The organism is Stenotrophomonas sp. STEN056 (assembly GCF_056759635.1).
Genome location: NZ_JBRRDL010000009.1, coordinates 100,855 through 122,948, shown reverse-complemented (window position 1 = coordinate 122,948; position 22,094 = coordinate 100,855). Strand labels below are relative to the sequence as shown.

Genomic DNA, 22,094 nt, shown 5'->3' with positions numbered 1-22,094 from the left:
AAAACCCCCACGGCGTAACACCCACAGCTTAACACCCACTGGGTCGTGCCGAGCCATGCCCGGCATTGGCGCTACCGGGAACGCTCCAGCCGAGCATGGCTGGGCTCTACAGGCAGGGCCCAGCCGAGCATGGCTCGGCACCACCAAAAGCTGCACCACGCGTGGTGTCAGCAAGCCTGCGTGCCAGCTATGCTTGCGCTCCATCACCCCACCAGGAACCAGCCATGACCGCTTCCGTATACGACACCGCGCTGACCACCATTGACGGCGCACCGGCTTCGCTGGGCGACTACCGCGGCAAGGTGCTGCTGGTGGTCAACACCGCTTCCAAGTGTGGCCTCACCCCGCAGTACGAAGGCCTGGAAAAGCTGTACCGCGAGAAGAAGGACGCCGGCCTTGAAGTGCTGGGTTTCCCGGCCAACAACTTCAACGGCCAGGAGCCGGGCAGCGAGGACGAGATCAAGCAGTTCTGCGCGCTCACCTATGACGTGAGCTTCCCGATGTTCTCCAAGATCAGCGTCGCCGGTGCCGACATCCACCCGCTGTACCAGCAACTCACCGCCGCGCAGCCGGCGGCCATCGGCGAAGGCCCGATGCGCGAGAAGCTGGTCGGTTTCGGCATTGAAGCCAACCCGGCCCCGGCCGTGCTGTGGAACTTCGAGAAGTTCCTGATCGGCAAGGACGGCACCGTTGTCGCCCGCTTCGCACCGGACACCACCGCTGACGACGCCGGCCTGCGCGCGGCCATCGACGCGGCACTGGCTGCGTAAGTCACGGCGATAACAGCAGCGTGATTGGCCCAGGCATTCATCGTTGTCCACGAGATGACAGCCAACTTCTGCCGGCAACTTTTGTTGCCGGCAGCGGCGAGCGCTGTGCCTGCTGCGGAGGCAGGTGGCTTTCCCGTGAGGCGCGAAATGATGACCAGTACTTGAAGGAGAGCGTCGAAAAGACGCGCCTCTTCCAAACGCTGCGGGAAAGAAGAGGCCGATCAACGGAGTTGAAGTGCCCGGCAGGATGCGGCTGTTTGCAGGGCGCTTCCGTCCACGGAGTTGAGATCGACTGGTGTCGGATCTGTACCGGCATCTGGTTTGATGGAAACGAGCTCGATCGCCTGCGCGCTGCCATGCAAGCATCTGGAGTTCGAGGAGGTGGGGGCGTGAATCCAATAGAGATCGCGCTGGCCGCGCTCCGGGGATGGTTTCTTCCATAACATTGGGATTTCATCGCGTCGCTGGAATGGACGGCCTGAAAGCTGTGCAGTCGTAGCACTGCAGCCCGGGCAAGCGCGGCGCGGCCGATGCATGCGGTACAAAAAAGCCCGGGAAATCCCGGGCTTTTCGTTTCATCCGACGCTGGCGATCAGTTGCCCCAGTTGGGCATCGGCATCGCGTCGACCGGAATGGTCTGCTGCTCGTCGTCATCATGCTTGCGGTCGCGACGCAGGTCCTTCTCGATCTGGTAGCTGCGGCGCTGCAGCCAGGCATCGCGGGTCAGCGAGTACTCGTCCACCGCATTGTCACGCAGCGAATCGATCGACAGCAGCTGCGCACGCATGTCCACAAGCTGCAGGCCCTGCAGGCCGATGCGCACCTTGTCCATCTCGATCTGGCGCACCGGCGACAGCGGCATGTCACCGGCCAGGCCCAGCACATCTCGCACGGTGCGCGGGCCGAAGAACGGCAACTCCACATAGCGCGACTGACGCCAGCCCCAGGCGCCGAGCGTCTGGCCGAAATCCTCGCTGCGCTTGGGCACCATCGCCTTGCTGGCCGGGTCGAACAGACCGCCGATACCGAAGGTGGAGTTCATCAGGAAGCGGCCCAGCGTGTCCCAGGCATCATCGGCATGGCCCTGCAGCAGCTGGTTGACCATGGTCAGCGGCGAGCGCAGGTTGCTGAAGAAGTTGGTCACGCCGGTGCGGGCGAACTGCGGCACTACCTTGGTGTAGGCGGTGGCCAGCGGCCGGGCAACACCGCGATCCACTGCGTTGTTGAAACGGTGCACGCCGCGGTTGTACTTCTCCCACGGGTCATAGGCCGGCGGTGCGTCGCTGTCGCCATTGCCGGTTGCGGTGGACACCTGGCCACCGTACAGCGCGGCGAAATCGTCTTCGGCTGCCGTCGGTGCGGCGTCGGTATCGGAAGCGCCGGTGTCTGCCTGGGCAAGCGCAGGGCTGCCCGCATCGGTGTCTGCAACGGCGGCCGTATCGGTGGTGGCCTGCGGCGAATCGACGGCTTCCACCGCATCGGCAGGTGTCACCACGGTGGCGGCTGGCGGCCCGGCATCACGCGCGGGTTTGCCGGCACAGGCGGCCAACAGGGCGATGAGGACAAGAAGGGGGAGGGTGCGGAGGAGACTCATGTCAGCTTCCTGCTGAGGATGCGTTGAAATCGAGGGACGGGGCCAGCCGATAGGCGGCACACAGCTCCTGCAGGCCCGCAGGCGTGCCGATGACGTTGCCGCCGCCCTGCGCGCGCAGGCGGTCGGCCAGTTCGCCCAGCAGCGCCAGGCCGGCGCTGTCGATGCGTTCCACCGACTGCAGGTCGAGCTGGCGCAGCGGGCCCAGCCCGCGTGCCAGCTGCGGCCACAGCGCGGTCACCGCGTTGCGGTCGAGCACGCCGGCCAGATGCAGCGTGTCGCCCTCCACGCGGAAGGTGGCGTCACTTGCCACGGGGGGCCGGGCCTGCGGCGGCCTGCATGCTGCCGCTGCGCAGTTCGGTGGCCACCTGCCGGATCGACTTCTGTCGCAGCGGGGCATCGAACTGGTTCTTGAAGGTCTGCACGTAGGAGATACCTTCGATCATCACGTCGAAGATCTTCCACTGGCCGTTGACGTCGCGCATCAGGTACTCGACCGGGGTCGGCTCGCTGCCGCCGCGCACCAGCTCGGTGGACACCTTGACGCCGCGGTTGCCCGGCAGCGCGGATTCGGCCTTGTAGCGGAAGCTGGGCTTGCCCTGGATGTCGAGCAGGGTGGAGCCGTAGCGCGACATCAGGTTGTCGGCCATCGCATCGGCAAACAGTTTGACGTCGGCGTCGGAGGCGCCACGGCCATGCACGCCCAGCACCAGGCGGGCGGCGTAGTCACGGTCGAAGGTGCGGCTCAGTTCGCTGTCGATGAAGGTGCGCAGTGCGGCCGGGTTGGCGCGGAACTCGGCGCGGCGGCTTTCCAGCGTGGTCAGGATGCGGCTGCTGGCGTCCAGCACGGTGCGGCCGGCGGCCGACGGCTGCGCGGCGGTGGCGGCCGGGCGCGCCTGCGCCATGACCAGCGACGGGGTGGTGGCCAGCAGGGCCGAAGCGAGCACGGCGGTGAGCAGTTTCACTTTCATGGTTGCGGTTCCATTGCGGGCGCGTCTGCGCCGGGGGTTTCGTTGCCATTGGCGTCGGCAGCGTTGTTGCCGCCACCGCTGAACATGTACTTGCCCACCAGCTGCAGCAGATCCACTGCCGGCTGGGTGAAGGCGATCTCGTCACCGGACTTCAGCGGCTCGGGGTCTCCACCCGGCTGCAGGCCGATGTAGCTCTCACCCAACAGGCCACTGGTGAAAATGCCGGCCGAGGTATCGCCGGGCATGTCCTTGAACTTGCCGTCCAGGGACAGGGTGACGATGGAGTCGTATTTAACCGGGTCCAGCTGAATATCAGCCACTTGGCCGACGGTCACCCCGCCGATCTTCACGGGTGCCTGCTTGCGCAGCTGGCCGATCTGGGAGAAGCGCGCGGTGAGCACGTAGTCACCGCCGCCGGCACCGAAGCGCTGGTTGGTGGAGGCGACGGCCAGTACCAGCAGCGAGGCCAGGGCCAGCAGCAGGAAGGCGCCTACGGAGAATTCGAGTCGTGGTCCACGAATGGCCATGTTGTTTCACTCCTGATCCATCTGATGCTTCGCGGTGAGCGAAGCCGTTGTGTTTCTGCTCCCACGCAGGTGGCGCGTGGCGTGGGTTGATTACTGGAAGAGCAATGCCGACAGCACGAAGTTGAACATCAGCACCAGCAGCGAGGCATTGACCACCGCGCGGGTGGTGGCCACCGAGGTGCCTTCGATGGTCGGCTCGGCGTGGAAGCCGACATAGGCCGCCACCAACGCCGCGGTACCGCCGAAGATTGCCGACTTGAGCAGGGCCACGGCGAAGTCGTCCCAGAAGTCGACGCTGCCGCGCAGGCCCGACCAGAACGTACCGTTGTCCTGGCCCAGCACATGCACCGCTTCAAAGTAGCCGCCGGCGATGGCCAGCGAACAGAAGATGCCGGTCAGCAGCGGAACGGTCAGCACCGCCGCCCAGAAGCGTGGGGCAACGGCCTTGGCGATCGGGTCAATGGCCATCAGTTCCAGCGCCTTGATCTGGTCGGTGGCACGCATCAGGCCCAGCTCGGCGGCAATGGAACTGCCGGCGCGGCCGATGAACAGCAACGCGGTCAGCACCGGCGCCAGCTCGCGGTACAGCGACAGGCCGAGCAGCGTGGACAGCGCATCGGAGGCACCAAACGTGGTCAGCGTGCGGTAACCCTGCAAGGTCAGCACCAGCCCGACGAAGGCACCGCCGACGGCGATGATCGGCAGCGAGCGCGCGCCGATTTTGTAGATCTCGCGGGTCAGCTCGGCCAGGAAATCGCGGGTCGGCAGCGACCCGCGCAGCACGGTCAGCGAGAACAGCCCGGCGCGGCCAAGGGAGCGGATGGAGGAGGTGAAGGGCATCAGCAAGCGGCTCCGGCGGTAAGGGGAGAGGACGCGCAGCCCTCCTCCCGCATGCGGGGGGAGGTGCCCGAAGGGCGGAGGGGGGCAGCTTCTGCTCCACGTGCTTTCAAAGCGCCCTCACCCCAACCCTCTCCCGCTGTGCGGGAGAGGGGGTACATATCAAGCATCGGGCGCGCTGTTGCCATCACGCGTTCTCCAGCCCGTAGTTGCGCGTTGGCGCATCGAAGGGAATCGGGCCGTCCGGCTGCCCGTGCAGGAACTGCCGCACCAGCGGGTCCTGGCTGGCCTGCAGTTCGTCCGGCGTGCCGGAAAACACGATGCCACCGTTGGCGATCACCACCGCCTGGTCGCAGATCGGCAGCGTTTCATGTACGTGGTGGCTGACGATGATGCTGGTCAGGCCGAGGCTGTCATTGAGGCGCTGGATCAGGCTCATGATCACGCCCGAGGCAATCGGGTCCAGCCCGGTCAGCGGCTCGTCGTAGATCATCAGCGGCGGGTCCAGTGCCAGTGCACGGGCCAGCGCCACACGCCGTGCCATGCCGCCGGACAACTCGCGCGGCCAGGCATTGGCGGCGGCCAGCAGGCCTACCGCGTGCAGCTTCATCTGCACCAGCCGGCGCAGCACGGCTTCCGGCAACTGTGTGTGTGCACGCAAGGGCAGGGCCACGTTGTCGGCCACGCTCAGGTCGGTCAGCAGGCCGTTGCCCTGCAGCAGCACGCCGACGTTCTTGCGCATTTCCAGCAGCGCGCGATTGCTGCGCGGAATGTCCTGGCCAAACAACTGCACGCTGCCGTTCACGGCACGCAACTCGCCGGTCAACGCGGCCAGCAGGGTCGACTTGCCGCTGCCCGACGGGCCCAGCACCGCAGTGATGCTGCCGCGCGGCACCTGCAGCGAAACATCGCGCAGGATCGTGCGTCCGCCGCGATCAATGCGTACGTTGGACAACTGCACCAAGGGTGGCTGGGAAGGAAGCATGGTGACCTTTAACGGAAAACCAACGTTGTAGAATTGTCGGGTTCGGCTGAACAAAAGCGAACTGGACCGTGCAGTATTGTCGCATCCCCTCGCCGCAAGGGAATGTGGGCAGCGCACGTGATACCCGAAACACAGTGTCTGGCGAATGCAGCGGCGCTGCCGCCCGTTGGCCCGAGCGGCGTATTCATTTCTCTGCGAATGCGACACAGCTACGGCAAGATGGCGCGATGACAGCCGCGCCCGACTTCCGCCTCTACCATTCCAATTCGCTCGACGTGCTGGCCTCGCTGCTGGCCCACGCCCTGCGCGAACCGGCGCCCGGCCAGCCGCTGCTGGCGGCCGACACGGTGCTGATCCCGCAGGTGGCGATGCGGCGCTGGCTGCAATCCACGCTGGCGGCCGAATACGGCATTGCGGCCAACCTGGAATTCCTCACCCCCGGTGAGTTCGTGGCACAGGCGCTCAAGGCCAACGTCAGTGGCGAGCGCGATGACCTGGGCGCCACCGGCCTGCATTGGCGCCTGTATGCGGCATTGACCGACCCGCAGTTGATGCGGCGGCCGGCGATGGCCGGCTTGCGGGCCTACCTGGACCGGGGCGATCCGCTGCGCCCATGGGCGCTGGCCGCCGAACTGGGCGGGGTGTTCGAGAAGTACCAGGCCTGGCGCCGGGACTGGCTGCTGCGCTGGGAAGACGGTGCCGAGCCGGGCGACCCGCAGGCCATCCTGTGGCGGTACATCGCCGGTGGCCAGCAGTACCGCGCGCGCCGCATCAATGACTACCTGGCGCGCTTTGAAGGCGCGCATCAGCCGCTGCCGCAGGGCTTGCCAGGGCGCTTGTTCGCCTTTGCCACGCTCAATGTGTCGCCGGACGTGCTGCGGGTGATCGCCACCCAGGCGCGGGTCGGCACGCTGCATTTCTACATGCCCACGCCCACCCGCTCGTACTGGGGCGACCTGCAGACCTTGGGCGAGAAGTTGCGCAGCGGCGTGGACGATCCGTTCGGCATGGAGGCGGGCGAAAATCCGCTGCTGCAGGCCTGGGGCGCGGCCGGGCGCGATTTCATGGCGGTGCTGGGCAGCTACGAAGTGGTGCACCCGACCGGCGAAATTGCCGCCTATGTCGATCCGGAAGCGCATGCCGGGCCCGGTCTGGAACAGGGCGGCCTCGGTGACAGCCTGTTGCATCGCCTGCAGGCCGACCTGTTCCACCGCCGCGCGCTGCCGTCGCCCTTGCGGCCTGCGCTGCGGATGGACGACCCCAGTATCCAGATCCACGCCTGCCACACGCGCCTGCGCGAAATGCAGGTGCTGCATGACCAACTACGCGCGCTGCTGGAAGACCCGCGTTTCGATCCGCCGCTGCAACCGCGCGAAATCGCGGTGCTGGCGCCGGATATCGACCCCTACGTGCCGTACCTGGAATCAGTGTTCGGCGGCCGCAGTGGCAGCGATGAACACATTCCGTGGGCGCTGGCCGATGCCAGCCCGCTGCAGGGCGAGCCGCTGGCCGAAGTGTTCGTGCAGCTGCTGGGGCTGCCGGTGTCGCGCTTCGGTCTCAACGAAATGCTTGATCTGCTGGCCAGCGCGCCCTTGGCCAACGCTGCCGGGCTGGATGCGGCCGCGTTCGAGCGCCTGCACGGCTGGCTGCAGGCCGCCGGCACCCGTTGGGGGCTGGATGCCGCGCATCGCCTGCAGCATCAGGCGCCGCAGGACGACGCCTATACCTGGCAGTTCGCGCTCGACCGCCTGCTGCTCGGCCACGCCAGCGGCAGCGATGACGACATTGGCGGCGTTGCACCGTGGCCGGAGCTGGAAGGCGGCGCATTGGCCGCGCTGGATGCTTTGATTCGCCTGCTGCGGGTGCTGGCCCGCCACCAGAAGACGCTGGCCGATGCGCTGACGCCCGCGCAATGGCGCGAGCGCCTGCTCGGCCTGCTGCTGGCGCTGCTGCCGGAAACGCCCACCGAACCGGCCGCGCAGCGCGCGCTGGACCGGCTGCGCAAGCTCATCACCGAATTTGCCGACGAAGCCGAGAAGGCCAGCTTCGATGCCGCGGTGCCCGCCGAGGTGGTGCGCGCGCACTTTGCCTCGGTGCTGTCCGAAGCCGACACCCGCGCGCCGCTGCTGACCGGCGGCATCAGTTTCGGCCGCATGGTGCCGATGCGCCTGCTGCCGTTCCGGGTGATCTGCGTGCTGGGGTTGAACGATGGCGATTTCCCGCGCCGTGACCCCGGCGCCGGCCTGAGCCGGCTCACCGCCGAACTCGGCACCCGGCATCGCCGGCACGGCGATCGCTCGCTGCGCGAGGACGACCGCTTCCTGTTCCTGCAGCTGTTCGCCTCGGCGCAGGACGTGTTCTACCTGAGCTACCTCGGCGCCGATGCGCGCGACGGCAGCGTGCGTGAGCCATCGGTGCTGGTCAGCGAGCTGGTGGATGCCGCCTCGGCGTATCACGACGCACCGGCGGCGGTGCGCAAGCAACTGGTGGTGCGCCACCCGCTGCAGCCGTTTGCACCGGCCGCGTTTGGCGACGCCGCCGAACCGCGCCGCTTCAGTTATCGCCGCCAGTGGTATCCGGCGGCCGGTGCGGTGGGCGGGGATCGACGCCCGCTGGCGCCGTGGTTCAACGGGCCGTTGCAGGTGCCGCTGCCCGAGGTGCTCAGCGAGACGCGGCTGTCGCTGGATGCGCTGCGCCGCTTCCTGTCCGACCCGGCTGGCCAGTTCCTCAACCAGCGCCTGGGCCTGCGGTTGGCCGGCGATATCGACAGCAGTGACGACATCGAACCGCTGGTGGTGCCCGGCGGCGGCCGCGAGCATTCGGCCATCCAACAGCAGGTGCTGGGCGCCTTGCTGGAAGGCCGCGAGCAGGGGTTGTACGAACGCCTACGCGCCCGCGCGCTGCTGCCGTCCGGAGCGCTGGGCCGGCAGCAGTTCACCCGGCTGCTGGAGCGCGTACGGCCCTGCGCCGAAGCGTTTTCGCAGTGGCATGACGGACAGTCAATGTCATCGGAACTGTACGAAGTTGAGCTTGATGGAATCCGCCTGCACGGACGTGTCGATCAAATTCATCCACAGGGACTGGTGCGCCTGCATGCAGGCTCCGCAGGCGTGGCCTATGTGGTGCGCGGTGGACTGGATTGGCTGCTGGCCAACGCTGCGGGCGCCGGTTTGCCGCTGCTGCAGTTCCACGACGGCGGTACTGCCGGGCACGGCCCGCACACGCTGCCGGCGTTGCCGCAGGAACAGGCGAAAAAGGCCTTGAAAGCCTTGCTGCAGCTGCGTTCCGATGGATTCGACGCACCGCTGTTGTTTGCCCCGTACACCGGCTGGGACATCTACAACAGCGACGCCGATGGCCGCGAAAAGGCCGCGCACGCGCGCTGGTACGGCGGCGATTACAGCTGGGGCGAGCGCAATGGCGAAGCGCTGCAACTGGCGCTGCGCGGGCACGATCCGTTCGCCAGTGAAACCACTACTCACAGATTTATCCACAACAGCCTGTTGATATTTTCGGCGTTGCGCGAGGGCCGCGTGTTGCCTGATTTCGATGTCATCGGCGGCACGGAGGGCGCGGCATGAGCGACGCATCGCACGATCCGTATCTGGACCTGCCGCTGGACGGCCTGCGGCTGATCGAGGCCAGCGCCGGCACCGGCAAAACCTTCACCCTGGCGACGTTGTTCACCCGCTTGGTGGTCGAACAGGGCCTGCGCATGGGCCAGATTCTGGCGGTGACCTTCACCGACGCGGCCACCCAGGAACTGCGCAAGCGCATCCGCGAGCGGCTGGACCTGGCCGCGCGCCTGGTTGGCGTGGCGCCCAGCGCCAGTGACAGCCCGGAAACCGCACTTACCCACCGCATCCTGCAGCGCCACCTGCAGCAGGGCGGCGAAACCGACGTGCAGTTGGGCCGGCGCCTGCGTGTCGCCGCCGAGGAAACCGACCTCGCCGCCATCTTCACCATCCACGGTTTCTGCACCCGCGTGCTGGGCGAATACGCACTGGAAAGCGGCCACACCTTCGCCGCGCCGGAACTGCTGGCCAACACCCGCGAACTGCATGCCGAGCTGGCCGCCGACCTGTGGCGCCTGCATAGCGGGCAGGGCGGCAACCTGGATGCCTTGCTGGGCCTGTGGAAAAACCCCGACGTACTGGCCAAGGATCTGCCCGCACTGGCGGCCGACCTGCCGCTACTGCCAGCGCCGCCGCTGAGCGTGCTGGAAGACACCCGCCCGTTCCGCGACGCCGCCGCACAACGGTTGGCCGCCGGCATTGGCGAACACGGCGACGCGTATCTGCAGCAGCTGCGCGGCGCGCTGGAAGCGGGCGCGCTCAACAAATCCAGCTACAAGGCCGATTGGATCGAACCGCTGTTCCAGCAACTGCTGCAGTGGAGCCGCCATCCGGACCCAACCGCCGAGCTGGACGAACGGCTGGAGCGGCTCACGCTGGAGGCGCTCACCGCCAAGACCAACAAGGGCAAGACCACGCCGCAATCACCGCTGCAGCCGTTGATTGCCGATTTCATGCAGGCCAGCGCGCAGGTGACGCAGTGGCAGCGCCAGCAATCCATCCTGCTGCTGCATCAATTGCGTGGCGAAGTGCGTCAGCGCCTGGCCCAGCTCAAGCAGCAGCGTCGCGTGCAGACCTACGACGACCTGATCGACAACGTCGCCAATGCCCTGCAGGGCGATTACGGCGCGCTGCTGGCCGAGCGCCTGCGTGCGCAGTACCGCTTTGCGCTGGTGGACGAATTCCAGGACACCGACCCGCGCCAGTGGGACATCTTCCGCCGCGTGTTTGCCCCGGCAGATGCCGAGGCCGCCGCCGCGCTGTTCCTGATCGGCGATCCCAAACAGGCGATCTACGGCTTCCGTGGCGGCGACGTACACACCTACCTGCAGGCCAAGGCCCTGGCTGACGCGGCACCGGCGCTGGACCGCAACTTCCGCTCGCGCCCCGGTGTGCTGCGCGCCATCCAGGCGCTGTACGACAACGCGGGCAGCAGTGCCTTTCTCGATGAACGCATCCAGTTCGAGCCGGTGTTGCCGGGCAGCAAACGCAGCGATGACGACTACCTGCTCGATGGCCACGCCGCACCGGCGCTCACGGTCTGCGTGCTTGCCGGTGACGAACAGGGCAAGCCGCTCAAGGCCGACGCCGCGCGCGATGCGGCCACGCTGGCCTGCGTTACCGATATCCACCGGGTGTTGCTGGCCGCGCGCGAAAGCCGCGCGTTGGTCGATGGCAAGCCGGTGCAGCCGGGCGACATCGCGGTGCTGGTGCGTTCGCATAAGGAAGCGGCGCGCATCCAGCAGACGTTGGCGGCGGTGGGCATCCCGGCGGTGGCGGCCGGCAAGCAGAGCCTGTTCGCCAGCAGCGAGGCCCACGATGTGCGGCTGCTGCTGTTGGCCTTGCTGCAACCGGCCGATGAAGGCCGCCTGCGTGCTGCGCTGTCCACCGTGTTGCTGGGCGAAAGCGCCGCCGTCATCGCCGCGCTGGAACACGACGGTGACCGACAGCGCGCGCATCAGGAGCGGCTGCTGCAATGGCGCGACCGCTGGCAGCGCGGCGGTGTATTCGCATTGCTGTCCGACCTGTGCGCCGAACAGGCCGAGCGCCTGCTGGCGCTGGTCGATGGCGAGCGCCGCCTGACCAACTACCTGCAGCTGGCCGAACAACTGCAGGAAGCCAGCAACCGCAGCATCGGCCTGCACGGCCTGCTGGACTGGCTGCAGACCCGGATCGCTCACGCCGACGAAGGCGACGAGGCCCAGCTGTTGCGGCTGGAATCGGACGCGCGCCGCGTGCAGATCATCACCCTGCACAAGAGCAAGGGGCTGGAATACCCGTTGGTGTACCTGCCGTTTGTCGGCATCGCCACCAACGCGCCGGACGCCTCCAACCACCGCACCGTGCACGATGGCGAGCAGCGCGTGCTGCACTGGAAGATCGACAAGGACGACGCGGGCTGGAAGGCCATCGGCCAACAGGTCAATGCCGAGGATGAAGCCGAAACCGCGCGCCTGCTCTACGTCGGCCTGACCCGCGCCGAGCATGCGCTGTGGATAAGTGGCGGTGCATTGACCGGGCTGGCGTCATCGCGGCTTGGGCCGATGCTGCATGACATGGACGCGCTGGCCGCGCACGCCGATATCGACATCGTTGCCAGCGGCGCTGCCGCCTTGCCGCCGCGCCTGCCGGCCGAGCGCGACCACGCCTTGCCGGCGGTGCGCAGCGTGCGCCGCGCGGTGCCGCACGACTGGTGGGTGTACAGCTTCACCCAGCTGGCGCACGCCGAAGGCGGCCACGACACCTCGGCCGCGGCTACCGAAGACAAAGGCGGCGCAGCCGACGAACCGGCGCAGGTGGATGTCGAGGCCGAGCCTGCCGTCGCCGTGGCGGACGTGCAGCCGGAAGTGTTCGACCCACGCTTTGCCGGCAGTCGCTTCGGCAACGTGTTGCACGCCGCGCTGGAGAACGTCGACTTCGGCCTGTGGCACGCCTGGAAAGCTGGCGATGCCGCACCGGAAGGGCAGGGCGAGATCATTGCCAAGGCATTGCGCAGCGATGGTTATGTGGAGGACGACATCGGCGACGGCGTGGCCCTGCTCACCGGGCTGATCGGGCAGACCCTCACCGTCACCCTGCCCGAAGGCGGCGCCCTGCATTCGCTGGACGCCGGCGAACGGCGCGCTGAAATCGAATTCCACTTCGCCATGCAGCCGACCACGGTGCCGGCGCTGCTGCGGGTGCTGCACGCGCACGGCGTGGTGGCCGGCCGCCACAGCTTTGGCCTGCGCCGCCAGCTGGAAGGCCTGATGACCGGCAAGATCGATTTGACCTACGTCCGCGACGGGCGTTGGTACGTGCTCGACTACAAATCCAACCGGCTGCCGGACTACGCCCCGGCGCAGCTGGACGTGGCCATGCGCCACAGCGAATACGACCTGCAGGCGCTGATCTACACCGTGGCCCTGCACCGCTGGCTGCGCTTCCGCATCGGTAACAGTTACGACTACGCGCGCGACTTTGGCGGCATCCGCTACCTGTTCTGTCGCGGGCTGGATGCCGCGCGTGCGCAATCGCCGGGCCTGTACGCGCACACCTTTGCGCCGGCACTGGTCAACGCGGTGGATGAATTGTTCGCCGGCGGCGCGGAAGGCCACGCCGCGTTGTTGGCACGCTTGGAGGGCAGGGCATGAGCCTGTTGGCTGCATTGAACAAGGCCGGTGCGCTGCGCCCGTTGGACCACGCACTGGCGCAGAGCCTACGCCGCTTGGACGCGGACACACCTGACAGCGTGCTGGCGGCGGCGGCACTGGCCTCGCTGGCGGTATCGCAAGGGCATGCCGGGTTTGATCCGCGCCAGCCGCAGCGCCTGGTGGATGCGGGTGTTGAGTGGCCTGCCGCCGGGGAGTGGATTGCGCAGTTGGCGGCGTCGAAGTGGATATCCACAGCTGTGGATAACTGCGTGGCATCGGAGCAGGCACCGCTGGTCTGGGAAAACGGGCTGCTGTATCTGCGGCGCTATCGTGAGTACGAGCGCCGCTTGGCGCTGGGATTGCAGCGGATTGGCGGGGCGCCGGTTGCCGGTGGTGATGTTGCTGGCTTGGTGGGAGTGTTTGGGCGCTTGTTTCCGGGCCAGGTGGCGTCTTTTATCCAGCAGGCCGATCTTTTCGGCGCGCCCTCACCCCAGCCCCGCTCCGCGCCCCAGCCCTCATGCCAGCATGAGGTCGTTCGTGGGGCCGCGAACCAGTGGTTCGCAGACGGCCCCACTCACCCCGCACGCGGGAGAGGGGGCAAAAAGCAGGCAGCGCGGCAAGGCCCCCAGACATCAGCACAGCCCGACCCCTCCCTTCTCCCGCAAGCGGGAGAAGGTGCCCGAAGGGCGGATGAGGGGAGGCCTTTAGACCTCCAAGCCCGCGCCGCCGCTACCGCCCTGCGCCACAACCTGCTGCTGGTCACCGGCGGCCCCGGCACCGGCAAAACCACCACCATCACCCGGCTGCTGGTGCTGCTGGCCGCGCAGGCCCGCGCCGAAGGCAAACCCGCACCGCGCGTCGCCCTGGCCGCGCCCACCGGCCGCGCCGCCGAGCGCATGGCCGAAAGCCTGCGCAACGCCGTGCAGCAATTGCCCGCCACCGGCATCGACGCCGCGCTGTGCGAGCAACTGCCCAGCACCGGCACCACCTTGCATCGCCTGCTCGGTGTGATCCCGGATTCGCCGCGTTTCCGCCACCACGCCGACAACCCATTGCCCTACGACGTGGTGGTGGTGGACGAAGCCTCGATGATTGATCTGCCGCTGATGACCAAGCTGGTCGAGGCGGTGGCCGACGGGACCCGCCTGGTCCTGCTGGGCGATCCCGACCAGCTGCCATCGGTGGAAGCCGGCGACGTGCTCAGCGCCATCTTGCGTGCCGCCGGCGATGGCCAGCGCATCGTGGTTGAAGACGCCCGCGCGCTGCAGCCCCTGCTCGGCGAACTGCCGGCCGACGCACTGGAAGCACAGCCCACTCTGTTTGCCGGTGCCCGCGTGCAACTGCAGCGTGGCTATCGCCAAAGCGATGCCCTGCAGCTGGCGCCACTGGCCACCGCCATGCGCCAGGGCGATGCGACTGAAGCGCTGGCCTTGCTGCGTGGCGATCAATTGGCCGGCGTGCACTTCCACGAAGGCGATATCGACCCGCTCAGCGCCTGGCGCGGCCCGTTGCAACAGTACTGGGACGCACTGGCCATTGCCGGCAACCCGGCCGACGCCCTGGCGCTCACCGGCCGGCTGCGCCTGCTCACCGCCGTGCGCGAAGGCCCGCAGGGCGCGCGCGGCCTCAACGCGCGTATCGAGGAGCGGCTGGCCGGTGCGCAACGTCGCGGCAGCAGCGGCCCGGGCTATTTCCACGGGCGGCTGCTGATCGTTACCGAGAACAGCTACCGCCACCGCCTGTTCAATGGCGATATCGGCATCTGCCTGAGCGATGGCAGCAGTCGTGGCACCACGGCCTGGTTCCCGGGCGACGACCCGACCAGCCCGCGGGCCTTCCACCCGGCGGCCCTGCCCGCACACGAAAGCGCCTTCGCCATGACCGTGCACAAGGCGCAGGGCTCGGAGTTCGACCAGGTCTGGCTGCAGCTGCCGCGCAAGGACAACCGCGTGCTCAGTCGCGAGCTGCTCTACACCGGCATCACCCGCGCCCGCCACGGCCTGCACATCGCCGGCAGCGCGCAGGTCATCGAAGCGGCACTGGCCCGCCACGCCAGCCGCTGGTCGGGCTTGGCGGAGCGGTTGGCGGGTATAAAGGCGCCAGCCGAACGATCCACGCAGGACACAGACCTATGAAGACTTTTTGGATGATGGCCTTGGTTCTGGGCCTGACGGCCTGCCAACAGCAACCCGGTGACGGCGCCAGTCCGCCCGCGGCCAGTACGGTCACCGACGACATCACCTCGGCCCGCGCTTTCCTCAGCCACATCTACGCCGGCTACCACCCCGGAGCAGGGTTGGAGGCGATGCTGCCGGACGAGCAGGTCTACGTGCCGGCCCTGTTGGCAGCCATGGAGGCCAACCGCAAGGCCTACGACGGCGAGGTGGGCTACCTGGGCAGCGACCCGCTGTGCCAGTGCCAGGACACCGCGCAGGACCTGCGTGCGCTGGACTTCCAGATCACCCCGCTCGGCGACGGCCGTCTGCGTGCCACCGCCACGCTGGCCGATGCGGACAACCCGCTGGCGCTGGATCTCACCCTGGGCCGCCACGGTGACAGCTGGCGCGTGGCCGACATTGCCGGCCCGGGCGCGCCAAGCCTGCTGCAGGCGTTGGAGCACGACACGGCCGCGCAGGAACAGGCGCGCTGAGATATCCACAGGAAAGCTGAACCGCCTGCGGCGAGGGGCGGCAGGGCCCGGTGCCGGGCCGGCCCCGTGCTGCCCCTGCACACGCTGGCTGGTAGCATGTCCACCCCGTAATCCAAGCGCTGTCTGTAATGACTGATTCCAAGAAGCCGCCCGTCACCCAGGCCCAGGCCGAAGACGCCGTACGCACGCTGCTGCGTTGGGCCGGTGAAGATCCCTCCCGTGAAGGCCTGCTGGACACCCCGCGCCGGGTGGCCGAGGCCTATGGCGACTGGTTCAAGGGCTATCAGGACGACCCGCGCGAGTACCTGGCGCGCACCTTCGAGGAAGTGGCCGGCTACGACGAGATGATCGTGCTGCGCGACATCGAATACGAAAGCCACTGCGAACACCACATGGCCCCGATCCTCGGCCGCGTCCATGTCGGCTATGTGCCCAATGGCCGGGTGGTCGGCATCTCCAAGCTGGCACGCGTGGTCGAGGCCTATGCGCGCCGCTTCCAGGTGCAGGAAAAGATGACCGCGCAGATCGCCGACGTCATCCAGGACGTGCTGCAGCCGCTGGGCGTGGGCGTGGTGGTGGAAGGCTCGCACGAGTGCATGACCACCCGTGGCATCCACAAGCGTGGTGTGTCCATGGTCACCTCGCGCATGCGTGGCACCTTCCATGACGACGCGCGCACCCGCGCCGAGTTCCTGCGTTTCATCGAAGTCGGCCAAGCCCGCCGTTAAGCCAAGGACCTGCGCGCGCTCGATGAAGTATCCCCAACGCATTGCCGGCTATCAGCGCCTGCGCGAGCAGCCGCTGTGGAAACTGCTGGCCTCCGACCGCGCGCCTGTCCTTATCGGGTTGCTGCAGGGCCTGTTGCTGGAAACGGACCGGCGTGTGCCGGGCTCGATCCTGGCCGAGCGCCTGCAGCAGCAGCTGGACGCGCTCAACGCCGACGAGCTGGACGTGGAACTGCCGCGTACCGCCCAGGCCTATATCGCCTACTGGCTGGCCCAGGGCTGGCTGGAGCGGCGCCTGCCGGAGGGCGCCAGCGAAGAGGAATACGAGCTCTCGCGCCAGGCCGTGCAGGCCATCCGCTTCATTGCCGGGGTCGAACACAACGCCAGCCTGGCCACTGAAAGCCGGTTGGCGATGGTCATGCAGCAGCTCTCGCAGCTGGCCCAGCAGACCGAGGCCAACCCGGAAGCGCGCCTGGCCGCGCTGCGGGCCGAACGCGAGCGCATCGATGCCGAAATTGCCCAGGCCGCCAGCGGCAAGGTGGCCACGCTGGACGGCAAGCGCGCGCTGGAGCGCACCCGCGACGTGATCCGCCTGGCCGATGACCTGGCCGAAGACTTCCGCCGCGTGCGCGATGATTTCGAGCAGCTCAACCGCCGTTTCCGCGAACGCATCATCGATGACGAAGGCGCGCGCGGTGACGTGCTCGACCGGCTGTTCAGCGGTGTTGATGTGATCGGTGAATCCGACGCCGGGCGCAGCTTCCAGGGCTTCTGGGACCTGCTCAATGACCCGCAGCGCAGCGCCGAACTCGATGCCGCGCTGGATACCGTGCTCAACCGTGGCTTCACCCGCAAGCTGGACCGCAACGAGCGCAACTTCCTGCGCAACTTCACCAGCACGCTGCTGGAACGCGGCGGCCAGGTGCATGAGGTGATGCAGCATTTCGCGCGCAGCCTGCGTGGCTTCGTGCAGAGCCGCGGTTACCTGGAACAGCGCCGTCTCAACCAGCTGCTCAAGCAGGCCCAGGGCCAGGCCCTGCAACTGCGCGATGACATGCACCCCACCGCGGCCACCGGCTTCGTCCTGCCTCTGTCCTCCGCGCGGCTGCGTTCCATCGGCCAGTGGCGCCTGCACGACCCGCGCAGCCATCAGGTGGAAACGGCCATCTTCATGGCCGAGGCGGCGGAAATTTCGCTGGACAGCGTGGGCGACCTGGTCGCGCAGTCGGAAATCGACGTGCGCACCCTCAAGGACAACCTGTTCATGCTGCTTGGCACCCGCCCGCAGCTGTCCATCTCGCAGGTATTGCGGGAGCGGCCGGCGCGGCAGGGCCTGGGCAGCGTGATCGGCTATCTCTCCATCGGCACCCGCCACGGCATGGTGGTGCGCGATCAACTGGAAACCGTGGAATGGACCGGCGGCGACGGCAAGGTGCGTCGCGCCCGCGTGCCGCTGGTCTGGTTCCTCAAGGAAAGACGCGATGAACTGGTCTGAGACCGAAATCGAAAACGACGACGAGGGCACCGCCGCCGCGGCCCCGGTTGCCGCACCCGCCGCCAGCAAGGGCAATGGCCCGTTGTTCCTCGGCGACACTGGCAACCTGCCGGCCGAGGCGCGCCGCGCGCTGTGCCAGCTGCTGGCCGGCCCCAGCGTCGATGCCCAGCGCCAGCCCGCGCAATGGACGGCCCTGCTGCGTCACGAAGATGCGGTGCGCAGCCTGTTGTGCGAGCTGTTCCTGGAGCTGGTGCTGGACCGTGACGGCGGCATTGCCTTCACCCGCCAGGCCGACACCGCCGAACTGGATTCGCCGACCCTGCTGCGCAGCGCACCGCTGACCTTCATTGAATCGGTGCTGTTGCTGTTCCTGCGCCAGCAGCTGGCCGAAGCCGACACGCGCGGCGAACGCGCGGTGGTGGAAGAACTGCAGCTGGTCGAAGCAATGAGCATCTACCAGAAGAACGTCTCCACCGACCAGGCCGGCTACGGCAAGCGGGTGAGCGCGGCCATCGCCAAGATGCGCGAGAACCAGCTGCTGTCCAGGCTGCGTGGCAGCGAAGACCGCTACGAAATCTCGCCGGCATTGAAGCTGCTGTTCTCGGCCGAGGACGTGCAGGTGTTGGCCGATGCCTATCGCCAGCTGCGCGAAGGTGGCGACACAGCCGCCGCTGACGAGGCTGCCGGCGACGCCGACGAATGACGCGCCCGCGCGTCGCCCCGAATTTGTTTTCCGCCGTCGCGCAACGCGCGGCGGTTGAAGGATGAGCCGCATGGAAACGACCACCCAAACCCTGCTCCCCGCTGCCGCGTTGTTCAATGACCCGGCCAGCGACGCCCGCGCAAACCAGTTCCGCATGCGCCGCCTGCAGGTGCTCAACTGGGGCACGTTCTCCGGCCTGACCGAAGTGCCGATTGCCGAACGCGGCTTCCTGTTCGTCGGCCGTTCCGGCTCGGGCAAATCGACCCTGCTCGATGGCATGAGCGCCCTGCTGACGCCGCCGAGCATCGTTGACTTCAACGCCGCCGCGCGCGAAGCCGAACGTTCCGGCCGCGACCGCTCGCTGGTCTCCTATGTGCGCGGCGCCTGGGCCGACCAGCAGGACAGCGAGTCCGGCGAAATCGCCACCCAGTACCTGCGCAAGGGCGCCACCTGGACGGCGCTGGCGCTGGAATACCACAACGCCCGCGGCGAGGCGGTGTCGATCGTGCGCCTGTTCTGGATCAACGGCGCCGGCACCTCGGCCAACGATGTGCGCAAGCACTACATGGTGATCCCGCGTCGCTTCGACCTGACCGAACTGAACGGCTTCGACCTGGACCTGCGCAAGCTGCGCCTGCGGTTGAGCGAGGACGTTGCCCACTTCGACAGCTTTGCCGGCTACGCCGAGCGCTTCCGCCACTTGCTGGGCATCGGCAACGACATGGCGCTGCGGCTGCTGCACAAGACGCAGTCGGCCAAGAACCTGGGCGACCTCAATGCCTTCCTGCGTGGCTTCATGCTGGAAGAGCCACGCACGTTTGAAGCGGCCGATCGCCTGGTCGAAGACTTCTCCGAATTGGATGGCGCGCACCACGCCGTGGTCACCGCGCGTCGTCAGGTGGAAACACTGACCCCGGCGCGCGAGTTCCATCACGACCTGACCGAGCTGCGCAAAGGCGTGGCCAACCTGCGCGACCTGCAGATCGGCATTGACGGCTACCGCGAAGAAACGCGGCTGGAGCTGGTCAACGAGCGCATGCGCGAAGTGGAAATGATCGACCGCGGGCTGATGGGCGAGGAAGGCCAGCGTCGTCAGGCGCTGGACAACCACGAACAGAAGCTGGTCGAGCTTGAACGCCTGCAGCGCGAGCAGGGCGGCGAGCGCATCGAAGAACTGGAGCGCGAGCGCACCCGTGTCGAGCGCGAACTCGATGAGCGCGCACGTCGCCGCAAGCAGCTGGAAAGCGCCTGCCGGCAACTGGGCATGGCCCTGGCCGATACCGCCTCCGCATTCTCCGAGCAGGTGGAGCAGGCGCGCGGCCTGATTGATGGCAGCCGTGACGGTGCCGGCAGCGTGGACGACGCCATCGCCGAGCGCATGGCCGAACGCCGCGACGATGAAAAGCGCTTTGCCGCCTTGCGTGTGGAGCTGGAGTCGCTGAAGTCCGCGCCCAGTTCCATCCCGGCACCGCTGCAGCAGATGCGCGCACGCCTGTGCGACGACACCGGCCTGCCGGAATCGGTGTTGCCGTTTGTCGGTGAACTGATCCAGGTGCGCGAAGACCAGATCGGTTGGCGTGGCGCCATCGAGCGCGTGCTGCACGGTTTCGCGCAGTCGCTGCTGGTCGATGAAAAGCACCACAGCCAGGTCGCCGAATGGGCCAACCGCACCCACCTGGGCACCAAGCTGGTGTACTTCCGCGTGCGCGACAACGAGTTGCTGCATGCGCGCGAACCGGAGAAGCGTTCGCTGATCCACAAGCTGCAGCTGCGTGACCATGCCTTCGGCGATTGGGTTTACAACGAACTGCTGCGTCGCTTCGACTACACCTGCGTGGAAAACGCTGGCCAGCTGCGCAACGAAGACCGCGCACTGACCCGCGAAGGCCAGATCAAGCACCCCGGCGACCGTTACGAAAAAGACGACCGCCACGCCGTCAACGACCGCAAGCGCTGGATGCTGGGCCACGACAACCGTGACAAGCGCCGTGTGTTCGAGCGCGAAGGCCAGGAACTGGCACAGCGCATCGCGCGCAGCGAGGCCGACGTCGCCATGCTGCGCAAGCAACGCGAAAGCGGGCAGGAAAAGCAGCTGGCCGCGCGCGTGCTGGTGGAGCGCGACTGGGACGAAATCGATCTCGGCCCGCGCCTGCAGCGCCTGAGCGACATCGACGAACAGCTCACCGACCTGCGCGAAGGCGACAACGCGCTGGCGCGTGTGGGGCAGCAGATCGAACTCACCCGCGGCCTGCGTGACCAGGCCAAGCGCACCTACGAAGACGTGCGCCTGGAGCGCGCACAGCTCTCGCGCGAACGCGTGCGGCTGGAGCAGCAGCGTGACAACGGCGCCGCCCGCGTCGCCAGCACACCGCTGACCGACGCCCAGCGCGAAGGCCTGGGCGAGCGCCTGCAGGCACTGCCCGGCTTCAACCTGGACACGCTGGAAAGCCACTTCCGGGTGATCGAGCGTGGCCTGGGCGAAGAGCTGGGGCAGAGCCAGAGCCGCGATGCCAAGCTCACCCAGCACCTGCTCGACTGCTTCCGCAAGTATTGCCAGCAGTGGCCGGAAGATTCCGGTGACTTCACCGTGTCGCTGAGCAGCGCCGATGATTTCCTTGCGCGTCTGCAGCGCCTGGAAAGCGACGGCCTGCCGCGTCACGAAGGCCGCTTCTTCGAGTTGCTGCAAACGCAGAGCAAGAACAACCTGCTGGCCCTGCAGCGTCACACTGCCGAAGCGCACAAGGCGATCAAGCAGCGCATGGACGAGGTCAACGCCTCGCTGGAACAGGTGCCGTTCAACCGCGGCACGGTGCTGGCCATCGACGTCAGCGACCGTCGCCTGCCGGAAGTGCAGGATTTCCAGCTGCAGCTGCGCGCGGTGCTGACCCACCAGCAGACCGAAGACCGTTCACTGGCCGAAACCCAGTTCAACGTGTTGCGCGACCTGGTGCGCCGCCTCGGTGCGCAGGAGCCGGAACTGCGCCGCTGGCGCGAGCAGGTGCTGGACGTGCGCCAGCATGTGGAGTTCTTCGGTGTCGAACTCGATGGGCAGACCCGCGAACAGGTGGAGATCTACCGCAGCGGCGCTGGCAAATCGGGCGGCCAGCGCCAGAAGCTGGCGACGACCTGTCTTGCCGCCGCGCTGCGTTACCAGCTCGGTGGCGAAGACGGCGAACTGCCGCGTTACGCGGCCGTGGTGCTGGACGAAGCCTTCGACAAGGCCGACAACGAATTCACTGCCCTGGCGATGAACATCTTCGAGAACTTCGGTTTCCAGATGGTCGTGGCCACCCCGCTGAAATCGGTGATGACGCTGGAACCGTTCATTGGCGGCGCCTGCTTTGTCGAAATCAGCGGTCGCCACGATTCGGGCGTGCTGCTGATCGAATACGACGACGAAGCCAACCGCCTGAAGCTGCCGGCCCGCGCACGTGGTGCCGCTGCACGCGCGCAGGAGGACGCCGAACACGCGAGCAGGCACGAGCCGCAGGCGGAAGACGTGGAGCCGGAAGTGGAGGCCATTGTCGCGACGGCTGAAGCGGAGGTTGTGGAAGCCGAAGCTGAGAAGCCAGTCAAAAAGGCATCCAGGAAAGTGACGAAGAAGACCGCTGCCACCGAGCAGTAATCTCAGGC

Annotated in this window: 15 protein-coding genes and 1 pseudogene; 10 read left to right on the top strand and 6 right to left on the bottom strand. The window is 67.4% G+C overall.

What is annotated here, in order from left to right; all coding sequences use genetic code 11:
* The first annotated feature begins 224 nt into the window (after window positions 1–224).
* Window positions 225–770 (top strand): glutathione peroxidase, encoded by a 546-nt coding sequence (locus ACVOLO_RS07625; RefSeq protein ID WP_481569642.1) that lies wholly within the window; start codon window positions 225–227, stop codon window positions 768–770.
* A gap of 20 nt (window positions 771–790) precedes the next feature.
* Entirely contained in the window at window positions 791–1,213 is a 423-nt protein-coding gene (locus ACVOLO_RS07620; protein ID WP_481569641.1) for a TFIIB-type zinc ribbon-containing protein, read from the top strand.
* Window positions 1,214–1,362: 149 nt separating this feature from the next.
* On the opposite strand, the gene ACVOLO_RS07615 is transcribed toward ACVOLO_RS07620, so the two are convergent.
* The 6 genes from ACVOLO_RS07615 to ACVOLO_RS07590 all read right to left on the bottom strand — a co-directional run bounded on the left by ACVOLO_RS07615 (window position 1,363) and on the right by ACVOLO_RS07590 (window position 5,681).
* A complete protein-coding gene (locus tag ACVOLO_RS07615) occupies window positions 1,363–2,364 on the bottom strand; it encodes an MlaA family lipoprotein (RefSeq protein ID WP_481569640.1) in 1,002 nt (333 codons plus the stop codon).
* 1 nt (window position 2,365) lies between these two features.
* The gene (locus tag ACVOLO_RS07610; protein WP_481569639.1) at window positions 2,366–2,674 is read right to left on the bottom strand and encodes an STAS domain-containing protein; all 309 of its coding nucleotides are present in this window, start codon (window positions 2,672–2,674) and stop codon (window positions 2,366–2,368) included.
* Window positions 2,664–3,332 (bottom strand): MlaC/ttg2D family ABC transporter substrate-binding protein, encoded by a 669-nt coding sequence (locus ACVOLO_RS07605; RefSeq protein ID WP_481569638.1) that lies wholly within the window; start codon window positions 3,330–3,332, stop codon window positions 2,664–2,666. The genes ACVOLO_RS07610 and ACVOLO_RS07605 overlap by 11 nt, the downstream gene beginning before the upstream one ends.
* The gene (gene mlaD / locus ACVOLO_RS07600) at window positions 3,329–3,859 is read right to left on the bottom strand and encodes an outer membrane lipid asymmetry maintenance protein MlaD (RefSeq protein ID WP_481569637.1); all 531 of its coding nucleotides are present in this window, start codon (window positions 3,857–3,859) and stop codon (window positions 3,329–3,331) included. The genes ACVOLO_RS07605 and mlaD overlap by 4 nt, the downstream gene beginning before the upstream one ends.
* 90 nt (window positions 3,860–3,949) lie before the next feature.
* On the bottom strand, window positions 3,950–4,699 hold the full coding sequence (locus ACVOLO_RS07595) for an MlaE family lipid ABC transporter permease subunit (protein WP_282267696.1): 750 nt from the start codon (window positions 4,697–4,699) through the stop codon (window positions 3,950–3,952).
* 184 nt (window positions 4,700–4,883) lie between these two features.
* Window positions 4,884–5,681, bottom strand: coding sequence for an ABC transporter ATP-binding protein (locus ACVOLO_RS07590; RefSeq protein ID WP_481569636.1), 798 nt, complete (start codon window positions 5,679–5,681; stop codon window positions 4,884–4,886).
* A gap of 227 nt (window positions 5,682–5,908) precedes the next feature.
* On the opposite strand from ACVOLO_RS07590, the gene recC reads away from it, so the two are divergent.
* From recC to ACVOLO_RS07550, 8 genes and pseudogenes are all read left to right on the top strand, one after another.
* Window positions 5,909–9,262 (top strand): exodeoxyribonuclease V subunit gamma, encoded by a 3,354-nt coding sequence (recC, locus tag ACVOLO_RS07585; protein ID WP_481569635.1) that lies wholly within the window; start codon window positions 5,909–5,911, stop codon window positions 9,260–9,262.
* Window positions 9,259–12,888 carry an exodeoxyribonuclease V subunit beta gene (gene recB, locus ACVOLO_RS07580; RefSeq protein WP_481569634.1) on the top strand — a complete coding sequence of 1,210 codons (3,630 nt, stop codon included), beginning with the start codon at window positions 9,259–9,261 and terminating at the stop codon, window positions 12,886–12,888. Before recC ends, recB begins: the two co-directional genes overlap by 4 nt.
* Window positions 12,885–15,023: an exodeoxyribonuclease V subunit alpha gene (gene recD, locus ACVOLO_RS07575; RefSeq protein WP_481569633.1), complete on the top strand. Its 2,139-nt coding sequence runs from the start codon at window positions 12,885–12,887 to the stop codon at window positions 15,021–15,023. Before recB ends, recD begins: the two co-directional genes overlap by 4 nt.
* 11 nt (window positions 15,024–15,034) lie before the next feature.
* The gene (locus ACVOLO_RS07570; RefSeq protein WP_481569632.1) at window positions 15,035–15,538 is read left to right on the top strand and encodes a hypothetical protein; all 504 of its coding nucleotides are present in this window, start codon (window positions 15,035–15,037) and stop codon (window positions 15,536–15,538) included.
* 128 nt (window positions 15,539–15,666) lie between these two features.
* The gene (gene folE / locus ACVOLO_RS07565) at window positions 15,667–16,266 is read left to right on the top strand and encodes a GTP cyclohydrolase I FolE (RefSeq protein WP_481569631.1); all 600 of its coding nucleotides are present in this window, start codon (window positions 15,667–15,669) and stop codon (window positions 16,264–16,266) included.
* A 22-nt stretch (window positions 16,267–16,288) separates the two neighbouring features.
* Complete coding sequence (locus ACVOLO_RS07560; protein ID WP_481569630.1) at window positions 16,289–17,758, top strand: DUF3375 domain-containing protein; 1,470 nt, start codon at window positions 16,289–16,291, stop codon at window positions 17,756–17,758.
* The gene (locus ACVOLO_RS07555; RefSeq protein WP_481569629.1) at window positions 17,745–18,461 is read left to right on the top strand and encodes a DUF4194 domain-containing protein; all 717 of its coding nucleotides are present in this window, start codon (window positions 17,745–17,747) and stop codon (window positions 18,459–18,461) included. Before ACVOLO_RS07560 ends, ACVOLO_RS07555 begins: the two co-directional genes overlap by 14 nt.
* A 154-nt stretch (window positions 18,462–18,615) precedes the next feature.
* Window positions 18,616–21,897 (top strand): annotated as a pseudogene (locus tag ACVOLO_RS07550) (ATP-binding protein); the annotation flags it as partial.
* Between the last annotated feature and the right edge of the window lie 197 nt (window positions 21,898–22,094).